This is a genomic window from Larkinella sp., from assembly GCF_965227735.1.
GTDB lineage: Bacteria > Bacteroidota > Bacteroidia > Cytophagales > Spirosomataceae > Larkinella.
This window is the reverse complement of the sequence record NZ_OZ245776.1, coordinates 7,247,504-7,266,360: the sequence shown is the minus strand read 5'-3', so window position 1 is coordinate 7,266,360 and position 18,857 is coordinate 7,247,504. Positions and strand designations below refer to the sequence as shown.

At 53.7% G+C, this 18,857-nt stretch carries 15 protein-coding genes; 5 read left to right on the top strand and 10 right to left on the bottom strand.

The window, feature by feature from the left end; all coding sequences use genetic code 11:
* Positions 1-3: 3 nt before the first annotated feature.
* The 3 genes from ACO064_RS28730 to ACO064_RS28720 all read right to left on the bottom strand — a co-directional run bounded on the left by ACO064_RS28730 (position 4) and on the right by ACO064_RS28720 (position 5,585).
* Positions 4-3,138 (bottom strand): SusC/RagA family TonB-linked outer membrane protein, encoded by a 3,135-nt coding sequence (locus tag ACO064_RS28730; RefSeq protein ID WP_421830630.1) that lies wholly within the window; start codon positions 3,136-3,138, stop codon positions 4-6.
* A 38-nt stretch (positions 3,139-3,176) separates the two neighbouring features.
* Complete coding sequence (locus ACO064_RS28725; protein WP_421830629.1) at positions 3,177-4,418, bottom strand: mandelate racemase/muconate lactonizing enzyme family protein; 1,242 nt, start codon at positions 4,416-4,418, stop codon at positions 3,177-3,179.
* Positions 4,419-4,547: 129 nt separating this feature from the next.
* Entirely contained in the window at positions 4,548-5,585 is a 1,038-nt protein-coding gene (locus tag ACO064_RS28720) for a LacI family DNA-binding transcriptional regulator (protein ID WP_421830628.1), read from the bottom strand.
* 237 nt (positions 5,586-5,822) lie between these two features.
* Between ACO064_RS28720 and ACO064_RS28715 the strand changes: the two genes are divergently transcribed.
* The 3 genes from ACO064_RS28715 to ACO064_RS28705 are packed head-to-tail and all read left to right on the top strand — an operon-like array spanning position 5,823 to position 9,726.
* On the top strand, positions 5,823-6,473 hold the full coding sequence (locus tag ACO064_RS28715; protein WP_421830627.1) for a (2Fe-2S)-binding protein: 651 nt from the start codon (positions 5,823-5,825) through the stop codon (positions 6,471-6,473).
* The gene (locus ACO064_RS28710) at positions 6,470-7,468 is read left to right on the top strand and encodes an FAD binding domain-containing protein (RefSeq protein WP_421830626.1); all 999 of its coding nucleotides are present in this window, start codon (positions 6,470-6,472) and stop codon (positions 7,466-7,468) included. Before ACO064_RS28715 ends, ACO064_RS28710 begins: the two co-directional genes overlap by 4 nt.
* An 8-nt stretch (positions 7,469-7,476) precedes the next feature.
* Entirely contained in the window at positions 7,477-9,726 is a 2,250-nt protein-coding gene (locus ACO064_RS28705) for a xanthine dehydrogenase family protein molybdopterin-binding subunit (RefSeq protein ID WP_421830625.1), read from the top strand.
* Between the two features lie 10 nt (positions 9,727-9,736).
* On the opposite strand, the gene ACO064_RS28700 is transcribed toward ACO064_RS28705, so the two are convergent.
* The 3 genes from ACO064_RS28700 to ACO064_RS28690 all read right to left on the bottom strand — a co-directional run bounded on the left by ACO064_RS28700 (position 9,737) and on the right by ACO064_RS28690 (position 12,348).
* On the bottom strand, positions 9,737-11,053 hold the full coding sequence (locus tag ACO064_RS28700) for a gluconate:H+ symporter (RefSeq protein ID WP_421830624.1): 1,317 nt from the start codon (positions 11,051-11,053) through the stop codon (positions 9,737-9,739).
* Positions 11,054-11,071: 18 nt separating this feature from the next.
* Positions 11,072-11,674: a DinB family protein gene (locus tag ACO064_RS28695; RefSeq protein ID WP_421830623.1), complete on the bottom strand. Its 603-nt coding sequence runs from the start codon at positions 11,672-11,674 to the stop codon at positions 11,072-11,074.
* Between the two features lie 80 nt (positions 11,675-11,754).
* Positions 11,755-12,348, bottom strand: coding sequence for a Crp/Fnr family transcriptional regulator (locus tag ACO064_RS28690; RefSeq protein ID WP_421830622.1), 594 nt, complete (start codon positions 12,346-12,348; stop codon positions 11,755-11,757).
* Positions 12,349-12,578: 230 nt separating this feature from the next.
* Here ACO064_RS28690 and ACO064_RS28685 point away from each other — a divergent pair, with 230 nt between their 5' ends.
* On the top strand, positions 12,579-13,286 hold the full coding sequence (locus ACO064_RS28685; protein ID WP_421830621.1) for a DsbA family oxidoreductase: 708 nt from the start codon (positions 12,579-12,581) through the stop codon (positions 13,284-13,286).
* Between the two features lie 25 nt (positions 13,287-13,311).
* Positions 13,312-13,683, top strand: a complete 372-nt coding sequence (locus tag ACO064_RS28680; RefSeq protein ID WP_421830620.1) for a hypothetical protein — start codon at positions 13,312-13,314, stop codon at positions 13,681-13,683.
* A gap of 318 nt (positions 13,684-14,001) precedes the next feature.
* On the opposite strand, the gene ACO064_RS28675 is transcribed toward ACO064_RS28680, so the two are convergent.
* The 4 genes from ACO064_RS28675 to ACO064_RS28660 all read right to left on the bottom strand — a co-directional run bounded on the left by ACO064_RS28675 (position 14,002) and on the right by ACO064_RS28660 (position 18,800).
* Positions 14,002-15,009, bottom strand: coding sequence for a glycoside hydrolase family 43 protein (locus tag ACO064_RS28675; protein ID WP_421830619.1), 1,008 nt, complete (start codon positions 15,007-15,009; stop codon positions 14,002-14,004).
* 98 nt (positions 15,010-15,107) lie between these two features.
* The gene (locus ACO064_RS28670) at positions 15,108-16,025 is read right to left on the bottom strand and encodes a glycosylase (RefSeq protein ID WP_421830618.1); all 918 of its coding nucleotides are present in this window, start codon (positions 16,023-16,025) and stop codon (positions 15,108-15,110) included.
* Positions 16,026-16,035: 10 nt separating this feature from the next.
* On the bottom strand, positions 16,036-16,257 hold the full coding sequence (locus tag ACO064_RS28665; RefSeq protein WP_421830617.1) for a VF530 family DNA-binding protein: 222 nt from the start codon (positions 16,255-16,257) through the stop codon (positions 16,036-16,038).
* A 344-nt stretch (positions 16,258-16,601) separates the two neighbouring features.
* A complete protein-coding gene (locus tag ACO064_RS28660) occupies positions 16,602-18,800 on the bottom strand; it encodes a B12-binding domain-containing radical SAM protein (RefSeq protein ID WP_421830616.1) in 2,199 nt (732 codons plus the stop codon).
* Between the last annotated feature and the right edge of the window lie 57 nt (positions 18,801-18,857).

The window sequence follows — 18,857 nt, the reverse complement described above, 5'->3', positions numbered from 1 at the left end:
GGATTAAAACTTGATGTTCAGGTTGAAACCCATGCTACGGGTTGGGGGCAAACTCGGCCAGAAATCCAGACCGGTCGCGTTATCCGACGCATTGTTCACCATCTCCGGGTCCATGTTTTCGGTCCATTTTTTCAAAACCGCCACGTTGTTGGCAACCGCACTCAGGCGAATGCCCTTGATGAAAAATTTCTGCGGCAGCAGCTTCGTAAAATCGTAGCCCAGCGTAAGCTGACGGAGTTTCCAGAACCCGGCGTTGTAGATAAAATCCTCGTAAATCCCGAGCACGTTCGGCGTTTCATAGAACGGCTGCACGGCGGAGCGCGTCGTGTTCACTTCGCCGTCCGGGTTCACGCCTTTGCCAATGACGTAGCCCTCGGCCCGGCCATCGAGTGTCTTTTTGTGCAGACCGTGGCGCAGGTAATTCATGTTCTGACCGCCAATCATTTTGTGTCCCAATTTGAAATCGATCAGGGCCGAAAGCGTTATTCCCTTGTAATTGAAGGTGTTGGTAATACCGCCAAAGTATTTTGGCAAGGCATTTCCGACGTTCACCGGCGTGTTGTTGCGCAACGGACGCCCGCTTCCTTTATCAAACACCTGCCTTCCCTGCGCATCGCGGAGGTAGTTAAACGTGAACAACTGGCCAATGGGTTTGCCCACCACCTGCCGGAGCGTGCTCCCCCCCGACCCGCCGACGGTAATCATAGTATCGGCCACGCCCAACCCCAGTGTCAGCACTTCGGACGTGTTGTAGGCAAAATTGGCGCTGACATCCCAGCGGAACGCCGAGGTGTTGATGGGCGTGCCGGTCAGCAACACCTCGATCCCTTTGTTCATGCTTTTACCGACGTTGATCAGTTTGTTGGTATACGACGACGCATCCGAAACCTGCGTCGCCAGAATCTGATCTTCGGTTATTTTCCGGTAATACGTAAAGTCGAGGCCCAGGCGGTTGTTGAAGAATTTCAACTCAATACCGCCTTCGGCTTCCGAAACCCGCAACGGCCGCAGGTTGCGGTTGGGCACCGACGACGCGTTGATGCCCCCCACCGGAACCAGTTGACCGGAAGGCGTCGGGAAGTTGTTGTTGTTGACGGCATAAAACAGCGCGTTAGAATACGGGCTTACGTTGTCGTCGCCCACCTGCGCATAGGCGGCCCGGATCTTCCCGAACGTCAGCCAGGTCGGCAGATTGGTAAAGGCCTGCGAAAACACGAAGCTCCCCGTCACCGAGGGATACAGGATGCTGCGGTTTTCGGGCGAAAGCGTTGAAAACCAGTCATTCCGCGCGGTGGCATTCAGGAACAGATATTCTTTGTAGGAAATGGTCGCGGCCGCATACAGCGAATTGATTTTCCGTTCCGACAAACTGTACAAGGGGTTTTTCACCCGTCCGTTCATCACCGTATACAAACCGGGTTGCACAAAATCCTGCACAGCCACGCTGTTGTAGTCCATCCGCACAAACCGCTGGTTTCCACCGAGGGTAACATCGACGCCAATGTTTCCGAACGTGTGGTTTCCGCCCAGAATAAAGTCATAATTCCGTTCCACAAACTTGCGCACATCCTGCGTATACGACCCGTTGACGTACCCCGCCGGGGCTTTGGCAATCGGCGCGTAGCCGTTCGGAATGTTATAATCCTGGTTCCGGGTATACAAATCCTGCGCCAACCGTCCCTGCAAATACAGCCACTTCGTAAACTGGTATTTCAGCGCGACGTTGCCAAAAAGCCGGTCGCGTTTAATGTTTTCGAAGTGGTAGTTCACCGAATAGTAGGGATTGTTCCGTACCAGAAACCGCGAAAACACGAACTCATCGCCATTGGGCAGCACCTGATTGTTTTTGAGGGCTTCAAACGGCATCGAGTTTGCCAGCGTCATGACCACCGTGGGCGTGGCAAAATCCTGGGTGTTGAGCTGCGTCGGATTGCGGTTGTATTCGTTGGAATAGTTGATGTTCCCGCTGGCGACCAGATTTTTATTGATGTTCTGCGAGAAACCCAGGTTGATGGTTTTCCGGTTAAAATCCGAATTCGGCGTGATTGCCTTGTTGTCCGTATTGGCAAATGAAAGACTGAAACCGCCCGACTCGGTGTTGTTGGAAACCGTCAGGGTGTTCGTAAAATTGGTCCCGATGTTGTAGAATTGCCGAACCCGGTTGCGCACCGGTTCGTAGGGATAGACTTCGCCATCGAACAGCACCTGCGTCATGCCCGGCTGGAATTTTTCGCCGAAACTCCAGACGCCCGACGTCGGGTTGGGCGTCGTGGGTCGAATACCGCCCTCACCCTGACCGTATTCATACTGGAAATCCGTAAAATCCAGGGGGGTGTCGGTCGTAAAATTGGTGTTGTATTCCACCCCGAAACCTTTGCCCGCCCCCCGGCTTTTGGTCGTGATCATCACCACGCCGTCTTTCGCCCGCGACCCGTACAGGGCGGCTGCCGTGGCACCTTTCAAAACCGTCATCGTCTCGATGTCGTCGGGGTTGATACTCGAAAGACCGTCACCCCCGTCCGAACTGTTGGCCGAGCGGTTTCCAAAGTTGCCGCCCAGGGCATAGTTGGAATTGTCGACCGGAACCCCGTTGATGACAATCAGCGGGTTGTTTTGTCCACTGAACGACGACTGGCCCCGAATCCGGATTTTGGAACTGCCGCCCGGCCCGGTCGACATGGTCGAGATGTTGACCCCCGCCATTTTGCCCTGCAAACCGGTCATCAGGTTGGGGCTGCGATTGGTCGAAATCTGGTCGGCGTTGACCGTGGCGGTGGCATACCCCAGCGTTTTCGCTTCGCGTTTGATCCCGAGGGCCGTCACGACCACTTCGTTCAGATTTTTGGTATCCTCCACCAGTTGCACATTGATCACCGAACGGCTGTTGACCGCAACGGTTTGGGTGATGTAGCTGATGTAGGAAAAGACCAGCGAAGCATCTGAGGGCGCATTGATGGCGTAGTTGCCATCGGCATCGGCGACTGTCCCCACGGTGGTTCCGCTCACCAGCACATTCACGCCGGGAAGCGCCTTGTTGTCGGCCCCGGTGACTTTGCCGGTCACGCGGTTGTTCTGGGCAAAGGCCAGGGTTTGGCCCAGAACCAGCAGAAATACCAGGATTTTTACAGGTTTTTTCATGTTAGGAATAGAGATAAGGGTGTAGGAAATTCTTTATTCTACCAGTTATGGATGGAGCCATCCGGGGCTTTCAGGATCGGGTGCGGGAACTTCGTGTTGGCGGTAACTTCCAGGACAAACGTTGCTTTTTTCGGATCAAATTTGACGCCTAGCCCCGGTTCGGGATTGAGGTATAGTTTGCCGTTTTTAAAATTCACGTAGTCTTCGTTAAAGTAGGGCGGTCGTTCGGGTTCGCCCCCACCCAGTTCCATCAGGCAGCGCGTCGGACTGCTCGAACCCAGGACGTGAACCAGCGTAGCGGTGGCTAAGGGGCCGGTAAAATGCGGAATCATGCCCACGTAATGGGTTTCACACATCGACGCCAGTTTTTTGAATTCGGAAATACCGCCGGTATTCGGAACCGTAAACCGGGTGTAGTCGATCAGGTGCTGCTCGATGAAGGTGTTGCTGTCCCAGCGGTCGCCAAACTGCTCGCCCACGGCAATGGGTACGTTGGTCATCGCCCGCACGGTTTTGTAAACATCCGGGTTTTCCGACCGGACGATGTCTTCCACAAAATACGGTTCCAGCGATTCCAGCGCCTTGCAGATTTTGATGCCCTCCGTCGTATCGAACCGGGTGTGCAGATCGACGGCCCATTTACCGCCCCCGCCAACGGCCGCGTCGATGCGTTTGCAGAAGTCGATGGTTTTCTTCGCGTTGTCGTAAAAATCGAACGGTTCGGTGCCGTTTCCACCCGTCGGCCCAATCCGGTAGGCCCGCAATCCGGCCTTGATGCAGTCCTGCGCCCGACCTTCTTCCGTTGTGGCTTTGGACGCCCGGAAACCGGTGGCGTAGCATTCGACGTAATCGCGGGTCGCACCGCCCAGCAGTTCATACACCGGCACCCCGAGCGCCTTGCCTTTGAGATCCCAAAGTGCCATGTCGAGCGCACCCTGGGCGTGCAGTTTTTCGCGGCCCGGCGGATAAAACATGCCCCGGTACAGATTCTGCCAGATGTGTTCGATGCGGAACGGATTTTCGCCAATCATCATCTGCGCACACTGCTCAATCATATCTTTCGAACCACCTTCACCGATACCAACAATACCGCCGTCGGTTTCAATCTCGACAATGCCCCGCGCCTGGTTAAACAGCGGTTTGTTGTAACCGGGTGCCGCATAATACCGGATTTTGGTAATCTTCAGTTTGGGAATGGCCGCTTCACTCAACAAGGGAATACCGGTCAGAATGGCTCCGGAACCCAGCACCGCAGATTTCAGAAAATGTCTTCGTTGCATACAAAAAACGTAAAAATTAAGGGTAAGGAATAGTGTACTGCTGGCCCCCAACCCCCTAAAGGCCGGGCGGCCTTTAGGGGGTTGGGGCATTGTTTAATCGATTAAGCAAGACTTCAAAATAATGAAATTTCAGGAAATGGCTGCTTTGGATCGGGACGAATCCCGCGCCATCAGTTGTGCTTCCATCAGAATCTGTCTTTTTTCAGCATGCGGTTCTTTCAGGGTATGAATCAAAATTTCAACGGCGGTTTTTCCCAACTCCTCCATCGGTTGCTGGACGTAGGTAATCGGGCAATAGTACAGATCAAACACTTCGGCCTGACCAAAACTGACGATGGCCAGATCATCCGGGACCTTTAAGCCCAGCGCGTTAATGTATTTCAACCCAGTGATGGCCAGCCGGTAGGTCGCAAAAATCAGGGCATCCACCGGAAACGCCGACGCCAGCATTTCGTCGATGCCAACTTTGATTTCCTCGTCGATTGTATCGAACCCCACTTCTTTCAGCCACGCCGGGTGAAACGAAATCCCATTTTCCACCAGCGACTCCCGATAGCCCCGGATTCGCTCCTGCATGTGAAATAGGTTTGATTTATAAGCAATGAGCCCAATGTTTTTATAACCGCCCTGAATCAAATGAACGCCCGCATCGAAGGCGGCTTTGTAACTGTTCAGCGAAACAAAATGGGTAGGAATGTCTGGAAAATGCCGGTCTAACAAGACAAAAGCAACATTTTTCTCGATCAGGTATTGAATTTGCTCTTCCGAATTTTCCGACGAAACGATGATAAAACCGTCTACCTGTCGGTTCAGAAAAACCGTGATCAGATCCCGGGACTTCTCCGCTTTTTCATCCGAACTGCCGATGATAACGGTATACCCGTTTTTTTTCGCTTCATCTTCCACAATGCGGGCGATGTTGGCAAAAAACGGGTTCGATATGTCGGCAATAATCAACCCAATCGTCTGGGTTTTTCCGCTCCGCAAACTTTTTGCCAGGTAATTTGGCTGGTAATTCAGCTCTTTGGCAATCTGTTTGATTTTAACGGCGATCTCATGCCCAACCCGGCTCTCTTTTTCCTTTCCATTCAGAACATACGAAACCAGGGCGGTTGAAACCTGCGCTTTCTCGGCAATGTCTTTCAGGGAAACTTTCTTCTTATTCATGAGGAGCAGTCAGGCGCTTCAAATGTATGTTTAATCGATTAAACAAAAAACAAAATGGTATATTTTTTTTATTTAATTTTGTTATTTGATGGGAACGCGGATTAGTCGGATGTGACGGATCAGAACGGATTTTAAAATTATAATCAGTTTTTGATCCGTCACATCCGTTCAATCCGCGTTCCTATCAAAAACATTCCTTACTTTAATTGAACATTCCTGCTCCTAAACCTGAACTTGATGACGGACGAAAAACCGGACGACCCTACCCCACCGGACGATGGTACTTTTTTTGAGCAGCGTGACCGCCGGTTGTTTTTGAAACAGTCGCTGGCGGTGGCCGGTCTGGCCCTTTCTCCTTTCCCGCTTCTGAAAACCGCTGAATCAGATGCGGATGCAGCACCCGTCGGAACGGCCGAAAAAGTGAGCTTCACCCTCTCGATCAACGACAAAAAATACCGGCTTTCCACCGATCCGCGAACCACCCTGCTCGACTTATTGCGCGAACAACTCGGACTGACCGGCACCAAAAAAGGGTGCGATTTCGGCCAGTGCGGAGCCTGTACCGTTCACGTCGACGGGCAGCGGGTGCTGGCCTGCCTGAGTTTTGCGGTCATGCAGAACGGCCGGAAAATAACCACCATCGAAGGGCTGGCAAAAGGCGACCGTTTACACCCGATGCAGGAAGCGTTCATCAAACACGACGGTTTTCAATGTGGCTATTGCACCCCCGGCCAACTGATGTCGGCGGTGAGTTGCATTCGTGAAGAGCGCGCCAATTCCGAGGCCGACATTCAGGAATACATGAGCGGCAACCTCTGCCGGTGCGGGGCCTATCCCAACATTGTGAAGGCCATTCTGGACGTTAAAACTGGTGGGCAAAACGTATGAAACCTTTCGAATACGTCCGCCCTTCAACCATCCGGGAAGCCATCGAACTGGTGGCTTCCAATCCGAAAGCCCAGTTTATTGCCGGTGGCACCAACCTCATCGACCTGATGAAACACAACATTGCAGCCCCCGAAAAACTCGTCGATATCAATCACTTGCCGCTGAAAAAGATCGAAAAGCGTGACGGTTTTCTCCGAATCGGGGCGCTGGCGCTGAACAGCGAGGTAGCCAGCCATAAGCGGATCCGGGACAACCATCCGCTGCTGGCGCAGGCCCTTCATGCTGGAGCATCGGGCCAGTTGCGCAATATGGCGACGGTGGGCGGCAACCTGCTCCAGCGAACCCGTTGCCCGTATTTTTACGACCGCGCATTCCCCTGCAACAAACGGATTCCCGGTTCGGGCTGTGGTGCTTTGGGAGGCATCAACCGGATGCACGCCATCTTTGGCGTTCCCGAAAAACCCGATCCCAGGAGCTGCATCGCCGTTCACCCCAGCGATCTGAGCGTGGCCCTGTCGGCATTGGAAGCAACCGTTTTGGTCCAGGGGCCTCGTGGAGAACGTCAAATTCCGATGGCAGATTTTCACCGATTACCGAACAACCGACCCGAGCAGGACACTACCCTGTCGAACGGCGAACTGATCACAGCCGTGGAGATTCCCGATGCGGTTTTTCCGAAACACGTTCAGTATCTCAAGGTGCGCGACCGGGCTTCCTACGCCTTCGCGCTGGTTTCGGTGGCAGCCGCGCTCGACATCGACCAAAACCGGATTAAAACCGTCCGACTGGCGATGGGGGGCGTAGCGCACAAACCCTGGCGGTTGTTCGAAGCGGAAAAAATGCTGACGGGACAAGCGGTTTCCGAAACGGTTTTTCGCCAAGTCGCCGAAGCCGCCATGCAGGGCGCGCGGGCATTTGAACACAATGCCTACAAACTGAGAGTGGCACCGAACGCCATTGTTCAGGCGTTAAAACTAGCCGCCGGTCTTTCCTGATCAACTCTATGGCAAATGCCCACCTACCTCCTGCCGAACCGGAACCTTCGCTCAACCGCGTTGATGGCCGATTGAAAGTAACGGGAGCGGCCACCTATTCCGCCGAATACCCGCTCGACAATCTGGCGCACGCGGTACTGATTACCAGCACCATCGCCAAAGGCCGCATTACAAACATCAATGCCAAACCGGCGGAAGCAGCACCGGGCGTTCTGGCCGTCATCACCCACCGGAACACCCCCGGCGTACCTGCTTACCCACCTCTCAAACAACCCGCCGAACGGGCTCCGATCGGCACGGCTTTTCGGGTGTTTTACGATGAATTGATCTATTTCAGCGGCCAGCCCGTTGCCCTGGTGGTGGCCCAAACGCTGGAACAGGCCCAACAGGCGGCCTCGCTGGTCGAGATTGATTACCAGACTGAAACCCACCAGACTGACTTTGTCGTCAACCGGTCAAAAGCCGCCATTGCGCTCAATGTGCAGCGGAACAAAACGTCTCCGTTTCAGGATTACGACCGGGGTGATCCCAACGCCCTGACATCGTCGGAAGTCAAACTGGAAGCCACGTACACCATCCCTACGCAACACCACCAGCCGCTGGAACCCCACGCCATTATTGCGGTTTGGGAAGCCGACGACAAATTGACAGTTTACGATAAAAATCAGGGGGTTAAATCTGCGCAGGGCAATCTGGCGCAGGCATTTAAACTGCCCCGCGAACAGGTAAAAGTCAACGCCCAATTCATCGGCGGGGCTTTTGGTTCGGGCATCCGGGTCTGGCCCCATACGGTTGCGGCTGTGCTGGCGGCCAAACAGGTCAAACGGCCGGTCAAACTGGTTCTGGGCCGCGAACTAATGTTCACTTCGGTGGGATACCGGCCTTTTACCGAACAAAGAATTGCGATCGGTGCTACTAAAACCGGTATTCTGACGGCCATCACGCACGAAGGCACTGGGCAGACTTCGGCCTACGAAGAACACCTGGAACGAACGATCCTGGCCACGCGGGCGATGTATGCCTGTCTCAATGTCTCCACCCGCTACCGGTTGCTCAACCTGGATGTGAACACGCCCACCTGGATGCGCGGCCCCGGCGACGCGACGGGGATGTTTGCCCTGGAATCGGCACTCGACGAGCTGGCTTTTGCCCTCCAACTCGACCCGTTGGAACTGCGGCTGCGCAACCACGCCGATGCCGACCCCGAACGGAACCTGCCGTGGTCGGCCAAGTCGCTGAAGGAATGTTACCGCCTAGGATCGGAACAGTTTGGCTGGAAAAACCGGAAGCCGGAACCCCGGTCGATGCAAGCCGATGGGATGCTGGTCGGCTACGGTATGGCGTCCAGTCTCTACGGTTTTCACCGCCATCCTTCCAAAGCCAAAGCGATGATGCAAGCCGACGGTTCGGTGGTGGTCCAGAGCGCGACAATGGACATTGGCCCCGGAACCGGTACGGCCATGACGCAAATTGCGGCCCGGATGCTGGGCGTCAGTCCGAAAAAAATCCGCTTCGATCTGGGCGATTCCAGTTTGCCCGACGCCCCCGGACAGAACGGTTCGGCCACCATTCCCAGCGTGGGATCAGCCGTTCATGACGCCTGCAAAGCTCTGAAAAACAAGCTTCTGATTCTGGGCGCATCCATGCCCGGTTCCATCCTGAGCGGTGCCTGGCCCGACGAAATCGTGATTAAGAATGGCCGGATTTATCCGACTGCCGAGTCGAGATCAAGCGTTTTATACACGGATATTCTGAAGTATCACAAGCTGCCCCAGGTGGAAATGACGGAAGAATCGAAATCAGGGCCGGAGCGGGACCAGTATTCCATGTATTCGTTTGGTTGTCATTTTGTAGAGGTTCAGGTGAGTCCAGTCACGGGTGAGGTGCGCGTCAAACGGGTAGTAACCTGCGCTGATGTCGGCAAAATCATCAACTACAAAACCGCCCGCAGCCAGTCCATCGGGGGCGTCGTGGGCGGAATCGGCATGGCGTTGATGGAAGAATCTGTCATGGATCACCGGTATGGCCGCTACGTAACGAGCGATTTTGCCAGCTACCACATTCCGGTTCACGCCGACATTCCGCAAATTGAAGTCTTTTTTGTGGATCAGCCGGATGTCCACGTCAACCCGATCGGTGCGAAAGGGCTGGGCGAAATCGCGATCGTTGGCGTGGCGGCTGCGGTGGCCAATGCGGTTTTTCACGCTACCGGGAAGCGGATTCGGGAACTGCCGATTACGGTGGACAAACTGGTCTGAAAACCCAAAACTAGCCCAGAATCAGATTCAACGCCATCACCCCCGCCAAACCCGTGATCGACACCAGCGTTTCCATCACCGACCAGGTTTTGAGCGTATCGGCCATCGACAACTGAAAATATTCGCGAAACAGCCAGAAACCGGTATCGTTGACGTGCGAAAACATCATGCTGCCAGCCCCGATGCTCAACACCATCAGATTCGGCTCCACGCCCGTTGCCGCCAGCATGGGCGCGACAAAACCGGCCGTCGTAATGCCCGAAACCGTTGACGAGCCGGTGCAAACCCGGATCAGGGCGGCCATTCCCCAGGCCAGCACGAACGGATGCAGGGTCGAATTTTCCATCATGGCGGCAATGGACTGGCTCACCCCGCCGTCGGTCAACACCTGTTTCAAGGCCCCGGCCCCACCAAAAATCAGGAAAAGCATGGCCACATCCTTGACCGCTTCGCCAAACAGCCCGGTCACTTCCGGCATGGTTTTTCCCCGCCGAAGCCCCAGTGTGTAAGTCGCCACCAGCACCGACAGGAACATGCTCACCACCGGTTCGCCCACAAATCCAATGACTTGCTGAACCAGCGAATTTCCCGGCAGCAACGGATTCAGAAAGGTACTGAGGCCAATCAGTAAGATCGGGAGCAAAACCGTCAGGAAACTGGTGGTGGCCGAAGGCATCTGGTCTTCGCTCAGGTCGGGGGCAATGAAAGCCGGATTGGCTGGGATCGTGAAGCGTTTCAGGGTCGAGCCAAACAAGGCACCGGAAATCAGGATGGCCGGAATCGAGACGATGATGCCGTAAAAAAGCGTCAGCCCCATGTCGGCGTTGAACTGTTTCAGAATCGCCAGCGGAGCCGGGTGGGGCGGCAGGTAGCCCTGCGTCACCGACAACGACGCCAGCATGGGCAAGCCAATGTAGAGCGCGGGGAGTTTATACCGGTAGGAAACCGTGATGACCAGCGGAGCCAGCAGCAGAAATCCGACGGAATAAAACAACGGCAGCCCGACGATGAAACCGGTTACCAGAAAAGCCCAGCGGGCGTGGCGGGTGCCCACCAGATCCATGAGTTTGACGGCAATGCGCTGGGCGGCCCCGCTTTGGGCCACCAGCTTGCCGAGCATCGCCCCCAGGGCAATGATGGCGGTGATGGAACCGAGGGTGCCGCCGATGCCTTTCTGAATTGAATCCAGAATTTCCAGCGGTTTTTGGCCCAGGGCCAGGCCGACGCCCAATGAAACTGCCAGAAAGGCCAGGAAGGTGTGAAGGCGGACAAACGAGATAAGCGCAATGAGGGCAAGAATGCCGAGTATGGTTATGGTCAGGAGCATGACCAAACTTAGGAAATATTACGATTCCACCGAAACGTTCGGACGAAGAATCAGCTCAGAAGCCACCCGACGGGCTTGTAGCACATGCCGTTGCTCGTGCGCAATCAGAAACCGGAAGGTGTCGCCCACTGAAAGCCGGATGAATCGGGCAATGGAAATGGGGATGCGGAGTTTCTGAATGTTCACCTGTTTAGCACGTTCCAGCAACTCGAGCAGGGCGTGTTGCTGTTCGAGAAAAACTGCCAAAACCGCCGACGCATTCAGGTCCGAAACGGGCGTATGTTCCTTGACGGCTTTCATTTTCAACGCAATCGAACCGTCGGTTTTGGGCCGCATCGAATTGGCGAAGTAGTTGCCGAGCCAGCCGCTGCGAAACGTTGAAGTGGGCCGAATAGACCCGGTTTCGCCTTTCAAAACGGCGGTTTCGAGCTGCGGCAGGTAGTAATGCCCGTAGCTATTCAGGTGCTCCAGGCACTGCGCGATGCTCCATCGGTCCGGGGCCGGTTGACGGTTTAACTCATCGACTGACAGCGGACTAAATTCCGTTAGAACCTGCTCGACGAGTGTTTGGGTTTCGCGGGCTAACTGATCGAGCAAGTCATTGGGTTGAAAAGCGGGCATGGCTACGGGCGTTTATACGGACAAACCTACGACGGTTTCTACCGAAAAATGTTGGCGCAGACCAAGATTCTTGCTCTCTGCTACAATTTGACGGAGGCCAGTAGCTTGCTGAACGTGGTGGGGTCCAGACCGAGGTATGACGCCAGATACTTGTGCGGAATCAGTTGCAGGACGTGCGGGCTGCGGGTCAGCAACACCCGAAATTTCTCCTCGGCACTGAACGTCATCAGTTCGATATACCGCTCCATCAGGCCCGACATCGCAGCCGCCGTACCGATGCGTCCCCAGCGTTCCAGGGCCGGATACGTGCCAAGAATCCGGTTAAAATCTGCGTACGAAATCCGGAGCAACCGACTGGTGGTCAGGGTTTCGAGGTAATACAGCGACGGTTTTTGCAATTGAAACGAGTCGATAATGCCCGACATCGAGCCGGTATACGAAAAAATCAGCGTCGCATCCCGTTTCCCCTCCCCCACATAATACGCCCGCTGAACGCCTTCGACCACATAATACAGGTAGCGTTCGATTTCACCGGCGGTGGTCAGCGTGGTTTTCCGTCGGTAGTCGACCGGATGCCAAAAGGCCGCAAAAGCTTCCCACTCCACCTCACTCAGTTCACCGGCCTGAAAAATCATTTTTTTCAGACTTTCCAGCGATTTCTCCCGTCCATCCATGTCTATAATCAACCGGTTTTGCTACCGGGAATTCCGGCCGTAAATGTACAAAAAGGTCGTAGTATACTTTAACGGATAATTTAATCCGGTGATGGTTGGATTGTGGCCGGTTTCCTGAACCAAATTTCTCGCGAAATCCTTATTGATGTAACAACATCTAATGGTTGGCGGGAGTCGTTTGATTCCCCGGAATGATGAGATAAACTCGTTTTTTATAACTACCCAAGAATATGAAAGTTGAAATCTGGTCGGACGTGATGTGTCCGTTTTGCTACATCGGTAAGCGTAAATTTGAAGCCGCTCTGGAGCAGTTTGATCATAAAGAGTCAATTGAGATTGTCTGGAAAAGTTTTCAGCTTAACCCGGCTCAGGAAACGAATCCGGATAAAAGCATTACCGAATACCTGGCCGAGGCCAAAGGCTGGACGCTCGGCTATGCCAAACAAATGAATGATTATGTAACCAACCTGGCCGCTGAAGTAGGACTTCACTATGACTTCGACAAAGCTGTGGTGGCCAATTCATTCGACGCTCACCGCGTGGTGCAGCTGGCCAAAACCCAGGGCAAGGGTGACGACATGGAAGAACGCCTGTTTAAAGCGTATTTTACCGAAGGACTCAACACGGCCGATCACGACACCCTGTTGCAACTCGGAACCGATATTGGTCTGGCAACTCCGGACGTTGAACAGGTGCTGGAATCCGATCAGTTTGCGGCCGAGGTGAAAGCAGACATTCGGGAAGCCCGTCAGGTTGGCGTCACCGGGGTTCCTTTTTTTGTCTTTAACCAGAAATACGCCGTTTCCGGTGCGCAGGCGCCTGAGACGTTTCTGGGTGCTTTAATCAAGTCGTACGGTGAATGGAAAGACGTCAACCCGTTGGCCGAAGCCGAAACCATTGCCGGCCCGGTGTGTACGCCGGATGGGAATTGTGACTAATTTCGCAAAAAAAATAGCCGCCCCGATGCCACAATCGTCCGATAGCTCCTACGCCCGCGAACCGTTTTTCAACACGCGGCTCCTCATCAACACCCTGTTGGTTCTGGCCAACAGTGCGCTGCTGCTGTTTGTAATCAAATGGGCGGATGTGGTGCATTGGCCGTATTTTCTGGCGGCTGTCAGTGCTGCCATCATCGGTTTTCTGGAACCCCGGAAAGGCTGGATTCTGGCGGTTTTGCAGGCGGTTTTTCTGTGGGTTGGTTATACCTTTTTTACGGCGGCTCCCGAAAACGGCGGCAAACAGGAACTGGAGCTTTTCTGCCTCTACGGCTCCATTTTTCTCACCTTTCTGGGAAGTTTCGTCGGTGGTATTTTAAAACGGGCAGTCGTTAAATGATGGGGGATTTGCTGTTCTATATTCGATATTTCCTAATTTTAACACAAACTGTGAGATTATTGACCCCGGAGGGGTCCGATGTTAATAGCAAATCGGTATTTCAAGAGCTCCAGGCGTGCCGGAGGTACGCAACTCAGCCTATATCGCGTACCTCCGGCACGCCTGGAACTCTTGAAATACCGATTTGCTATTAACATTACGTGCCGCTGGCACTCAAACAACTGTTAGGCAAGGGCATCATCTCATAGCTGGCGTTAATATTAAAATTGAATATAGAACGCCGAATGTTGAATAATGAACAATGAATAACGAACGCTGCTACTTCAACGGCTGCGGCTTCACCCCCTCCACCGTGATTTTCACTGGTTTAATCAACCCCTTCGCATCAAATTCCATGACGTCGATGCAGGTTTCGCGGTGGTTGCCGTCGGTTTCCGTCAGCGGACGGCGGTGATACACGATGTACCACTGGTCTTTCCCCGGCACCTGAATCACCGAATGATGCCCCGCGCCGGTTGCCACGCTGGGGTCCTGCTTGAGAATTTTATCGATCCGCTCGAAAGGACCAAACGGCGAATCTGCCATGGCATAGGCGACGGAATAGTTGGGGCCAGTCCAGCCACCTTCCGACCACATGAAGTAATATTTGCCGTTGCGAATGAACATGAACGGCCCTTCCACGTAGCCTTTGGGCGTTATTTCCTTGAACGTCGTACCATCGGCAAACGGCACAAAACCGCTAAAATCGTCTTTCAGTTTGGCGATATTGCAGTGCCGCCAGCCGCCGTAAATCATGTAATACTGGCCGTCTTTATCCTTGAAAACAAACTGATCGATGGGCTGCGCACCATTGATGATCTTGTCGATCAGCGGTTTACCCAGATAATCCTTGAATGGGCCCGCCGGATTGTCGGCCACGGCTACACCAATCCCGCCCACATCTTTCTGATCGTTCTGAATGTCATTGGCCCCGAAAAACAGGTAATATTTGCCGCCTTTTTCAACAATGGCCGGTGCCCACATCGCCCGCCAGGCCCATTTGATGGCTGTGGTGTCGATAATCCGGCCGTGTTTCGTCCAGGTCACCAAGTCGGGTGACGAAAACGCGTCCATGAAAACCTGCTGGTTATACGGTGCCGAATAGGTCGGATAAATCCAGTATTTGTTCCCCAGAATAATGCCTTCTGGATCAGCATACCAGCCCGGAAACACCGGATTACCAGACGTCGATTTTTTCCCCGTAGCCGGTTGAGGAACCGTTGAAACTTGTGAAAAAACCGGGAGGCATGAACAAAAGAAGGCGATAAGCAGAAAATAGCGTTTCATCAGATTTGGATAGTTGAATCAATTTTAGGACTTGCGTCTGATATCTCGCTTTTTGCCCCGTTCACCTAAAGGGGCAAAAAGCGAAAGTACTAAATTTATTAAGGTTGGGAAGCGGGCAGAAAAACCCGGACGTCCGGGTGCATCGTGTAAAGCCGGTATTTCGCACCGTCATGAACCAGAAACCCGCTCGACGTATTCTTTTCCATAATGGGGTTTTTAGTATATTTCTTCCAATGGATCAGGTCTTTCGAAACCGCCACGTTGTTGGTCCATTCCCGCCAGTCTTTGAAAGCCGACGCGTGGTAGTACATATAATAGAGCCCTTTGTACTTGATAATCTGATTGGTTGCCACCGCAAACTGGTCGTATTTCTCCGGCCCGCATTTCAGAACCGGCTCATCCTGCACGTTCTTCCAGCTTTTCAGGTCTTTGGAGGTGGCCAGCCAAACCGCAGCATCGTTCCGTTCATAGAACAAATACCAGACACTGCCTTCCTTCCAGATGGCCGGAGTGCCGTACGGCCCGGCACTGAGCGGTTTTCCATCGACACCGCGAATATCGAGGGGCCCGCGCTCTTCCCAGTGAAGGCGGTCGGTCGACGTCAGGAGGTGGGCAACGTCCTCTTTTCCTTCCGCGAACATGTAATAGGTCTTGCCGGATTTCACGACCGACATATCCTCCACCCAACCTGCGGTATAAATGGGGTTTTCCGGATGGCGTTTCCAGGTAAACCCGTCGGAAGACGTCGCCAGTCCCAGGTATTTCGTCGTATTTTTCCCGTCTTTATAGCCCGTATACCACAGATACCAGTTCTTACCCTCCCGAAGGATGTAACCCCGCTCCCGAATGTGATGATCCCAGGTGGATGCTTTCGTACCGGCAAAAACCGGGTTGTTTTCGTAGGGTGTAAAATGGACGAGTTCATCCGGAAACTCGGGATCGGCAGCCGGTTTTTCGGACACCATGCCGCCAAAAAACAAGGTGGAAATCAGGAAGATCAGGTAGGGTTTTCTCATAAAAAACAGGTTACTTGGTTTTGAGGGTTAGGTAAAGCTCTTCTACTTTCTGCCGCGCCCAGGGTGTTTTGCGCAGGAACGTCAGGCTGGATTTGATGCTCGGATTATCGGTAAAGCAGCGGATGGTGATGCGTTGCCCCAACCGCGCCCAGCCATAATGCGCCACCAGTTCCGTCAGGATATTTTCGAGGGTTTTGCCGTGAAGCGGGTTGTTGGGCTGAAGTGGGGTCATGGTCAGAAAACGGTTACATTCGGCTGCAAAGATAGCCCAAGTTGCGAAACGGGGGTTTTCCGGGGCAAATCTTCTTTATTAATCGCCAATGCTAGTTTTTATTCGTTTTTTAAGGTTATCTTAAGCCAGATTGAAGAGAAAAGACGTTAGACAAGAGAACCGGGATAAGAACCGGATTGATTTCCAGTCTATCCATTCTTCGATTTATAACTTCTAATCCCCAAAACCATGGCACAGCAAAAAGCACCCACAAAAGGAAGTGCAAAAAAACCGTCGGAGAAAACGTTGAAGGAAAAACGGGCCGACAAACAGGCGAAACGCGACAACAAAAAAGATTATTAATCTTACACAATCAGCAGTCCATTCTGACGCAAATTTCGCCAGGTTGCCGACTGCATAAAGGTCCCGAAACTCCCTAAACCGGCGGCTTCAAAGTCCGCTTTCAAGCCGCCGAGGGAGTAGGGTTCGTGATTCCCAATCACCAGTTTAGGCATCGCGCCCTCCAGCCACTCTCCCACCGAAACGCTCGTTTCCAGCGCCCATTCGCTTTTCTTCGAGTAGAAAACCAACTCGGCTACTTCAGCTATTTTACTACCTTTTTTAACTTCCAGAATGGATATGACCGGCAAACTTCCGGGCCAGATCACCATCGCATTCGGGCGAAACTCGCTGTCTGGCAATTGACGAATGCTCTGATCAATATATTTCGGTGGAATGCTGGTCGGCGGGGTTTTGAAATCAAACCACTTTTTGAGCGGAAACTCAAAAGCAACGCCGTGCATGTAGTTGAAAAGCGACTTCCGCAAACCTTCCGAAAACCGGCTGTGATCGGCTCCCAACGGGTCGTGGTGGTCCAGGTCGTTGTCGGCAAACAAACCGAGGTCGGGGCCAGTCCGCTGGACGTCGAAACCCGCCGGATGCAGCCCCACCGGGCTGTGGGCCGTCATCGCAAACCGGTGCCAGAACCCCGACTGCACAACGCCGGTTTCGAACAATTGCCGCACCATTTCCAGCGAATCGATGGTTTCCTGCGCCGTCTGCGTCGGAAAACCGTACATCAGATACGCATGAACCATGATACCGGCCCGCGTAAAACCGTCGGCTACCCGGGCCACCTGCGCCACCGTCACACCCTTTTTCATGCGTTCGAGCAAGCGATCCGACGCCACTTCCAGCCCGCCCGACACCGCAATACAGCCCGATAGTTTCAGCAACTGGCAAAGGTCGGGCGTGAAGTTTTTTTCAAACCGGATATTGGTCCACCACACCACCGTCAGCTTCCGGCGAATGATTTCCAGGGCCAGATCGCGCATCAAAGCGGGCGGTGCGGCTTCGTCCACAAAGTGAAAACCGTTCTGACCGGTTTGTTCGATAATCTCCTCGATGCGATCGCAAAGCAGGGCCGCCGTCAGGGGCTCATACCGCTTGATGTAGTCCAGAGTGACATCGCAGAACGAACATTTCCCCCAGTAGCAACCGTGCGCTAACGTCAGCTTGTTCCAGCGTCCGTCGCTCCAGAGCCGGTGCATCGGATTGACAATTTCAATAACGGATAAATAGTCGTTCAGTCGCAGATCGCGGTAGTCGGGCGTGCCGGTATCACGTTGCGGCACATCCCTCTCCCGGTTCTGGTTGTAGTAGGTCACAACGCCCTCCGTTCGGGTATAGACACGCTTCAAACCAGCCCGGTCGCGCTGACCCGCCAGAAAATCCAGCAGCGAAAGCAGGGGCGCTTCGCCGTCGTCGAGGCAGATGTAATCGACGTAATCAAAAACCCGGGGTTCCTTCAGCGAACGGAGTTCGGTATTGGCATAACCGCCCCCCATGATCACGGCAATGTTAGGGTGGTGTTTCTTGAGATACTGACCGCACTTCAACGCGCCGTACAGGTTTCCCGGAAACGGAACCGTCAGACAAACCACCGTGGGTTGCCACTGTTGCAGCCGTTGTTCGAGCAGATTCGTTAAGGTTACTGAAATCAGGGTTTCGGGCGCCTGCAAAGCGGTATGAAGGTCATCAAAGTGCGTGGCCGAGCGGCCCAGTCGTTCGGCATAGCGGCTGAATCCGAAGTGCGGGTCGACCGCTTCGGTGATCAGGTCGGCAAGATCTTCGAGATACAGGGTGGCCAGATGCCGCGCTTTGTCGTGAATACCCATCGTGCCGAACGCCCAGTCCAGGTCATCGAGTTGGGCAAATCGCGAGGCTTCGGGCAAATAGGAACGGTCGCAAATGCTGTGGGCCAGCGTCGGATTTTTGTTTTGCAAAAACCGGATCACCGGGTCGATGGTGCTGATATACTCGTCGCGGAGTGAAAAAATGCGAAAGCTATTTTCAGACAGTTCAGCATCCGAAGCGTCCAGCTCGGCAAACAACGTCCGCAAACCGTTTTTCGAAAACAGAGCCAGAATCACCTCAATACCCAGATCAGCCTGATGCGAATGGAATCCTTTCGTATTCAGAAAGCCCTTCAGGTAAGCCGTGGCCGGATACGGGGTGTTGAGCTGCGTGAAAGGCGGGGTAATAAAAAGGATCGTTTGTTCCAAAATGCTGCCAAGGCTTCGTTTCAGACAAAGGTAGTTCTTGTTGGTCAGAAATAGCTC

Excerpts from the sequence above, each read along its gene's own strand:
- ACO064_RS28715 (WP_421830627.1), top strand. The coding sequence starts at position 5,823 with ATGACGGACGAAAAACCGGACGACCCTACCCCACCGGACGATGGTACT.
- ACO064_RS28710 (WP_421830626.1), top strand. The coding sequence starts at position 6,470 with ATGAAACCTTTCGAATACGTCCGCCCTTCAACCATCCGGGAAGCCATC.
- ACO064_RS28725 (WP_421830629.1), bottom strand. The coding sequence starts at position 4,418 with ATGCAACGAAGACATTTTCTGAAATCTGCGGTGCTGGGTTCCGGAGCC.
- ACO064_RS28685 (WP_421830621.1), top strand. The coding sequence starts at position 12,579 with ATGAAAGTTGAAATCTGGTCGGACGTGATGTGTCCGTTTTGCTACATC.
- ACO064_RS28720 (WP_421830628.1), bottom strand. The coding sequence starts at position 5,585 with ATGAATAAGAAGAAAGTTTCCCTGAAAGACATTGCCGAGAAAGCGCAG.
- ACO064_RS28665 (WP_421830617.1), bottom strand. The coding sequence starts at position 16,257 with ATGACCCCACTTCAGCCCAACAACCCGCTTCACGGCAAAACCCTCGAA.
- ACO064_RS28695 (WP_421830623.1), bottom strand. The coding sequence starts at position 11,674 with ATGCCCGCTTTTCAACCCAATGACTTGCTCGATCAGTTAGCCCGCGAA.
- ACO064_RS28690 (WP_421830622.1), bottom strand. The coding sequence starts at position 12,348 with ATGGATGGACGGGAGAAATCGCTGGAAAGTCTGAAAAAAATGATTTTT.
- ACO064_RS28680 (WP_421830620.1), top strand. The coding sequence starts at position 13,312 with ATGCCACAATCGTCCGATAGCTCCTACGCCCGCGAACCGTTTTTCAAC.
- ACO064_RS28705 (WP_421830625.1), top strand. The coding sequence starts at position 7,477 with ATGGCAAATGCCCACCTACCTCCTGCCGAACCGGAACCTTCGCTCAAC.
- ACO064_RS28670 (WP_421830618.1), bottom strand. The coding sequence starts at position 16,025 with ATGAGAAAACCCTACCTGATCTTCCTGATTTCCACCTTGTTTTTTGGC.
- ACO064_RS28675 (WP_421830619.1), bottom strand. The coding sequence starts at position 15,009 with ATGAAACGCTATTTTCTGCTTATCGCCTTCTTTTGTTCATGCCTCCCG.
- ACO064_RS28700 (WP_421830624.1), bottom strand. The coding sequence starts at position 11,053 with ATGCTCCTGACCATAACCATACTCGGCATTCTTGCCCTCATTGCGCTT.
- ACO064_RS28730 (WP_421830630.1), bottom strand. The coding sequence starts at position 3,138 with ATGAAAAAACCTGTAAAAATCCTGGTATTTCTGCTGGTTCTGGGCCAA.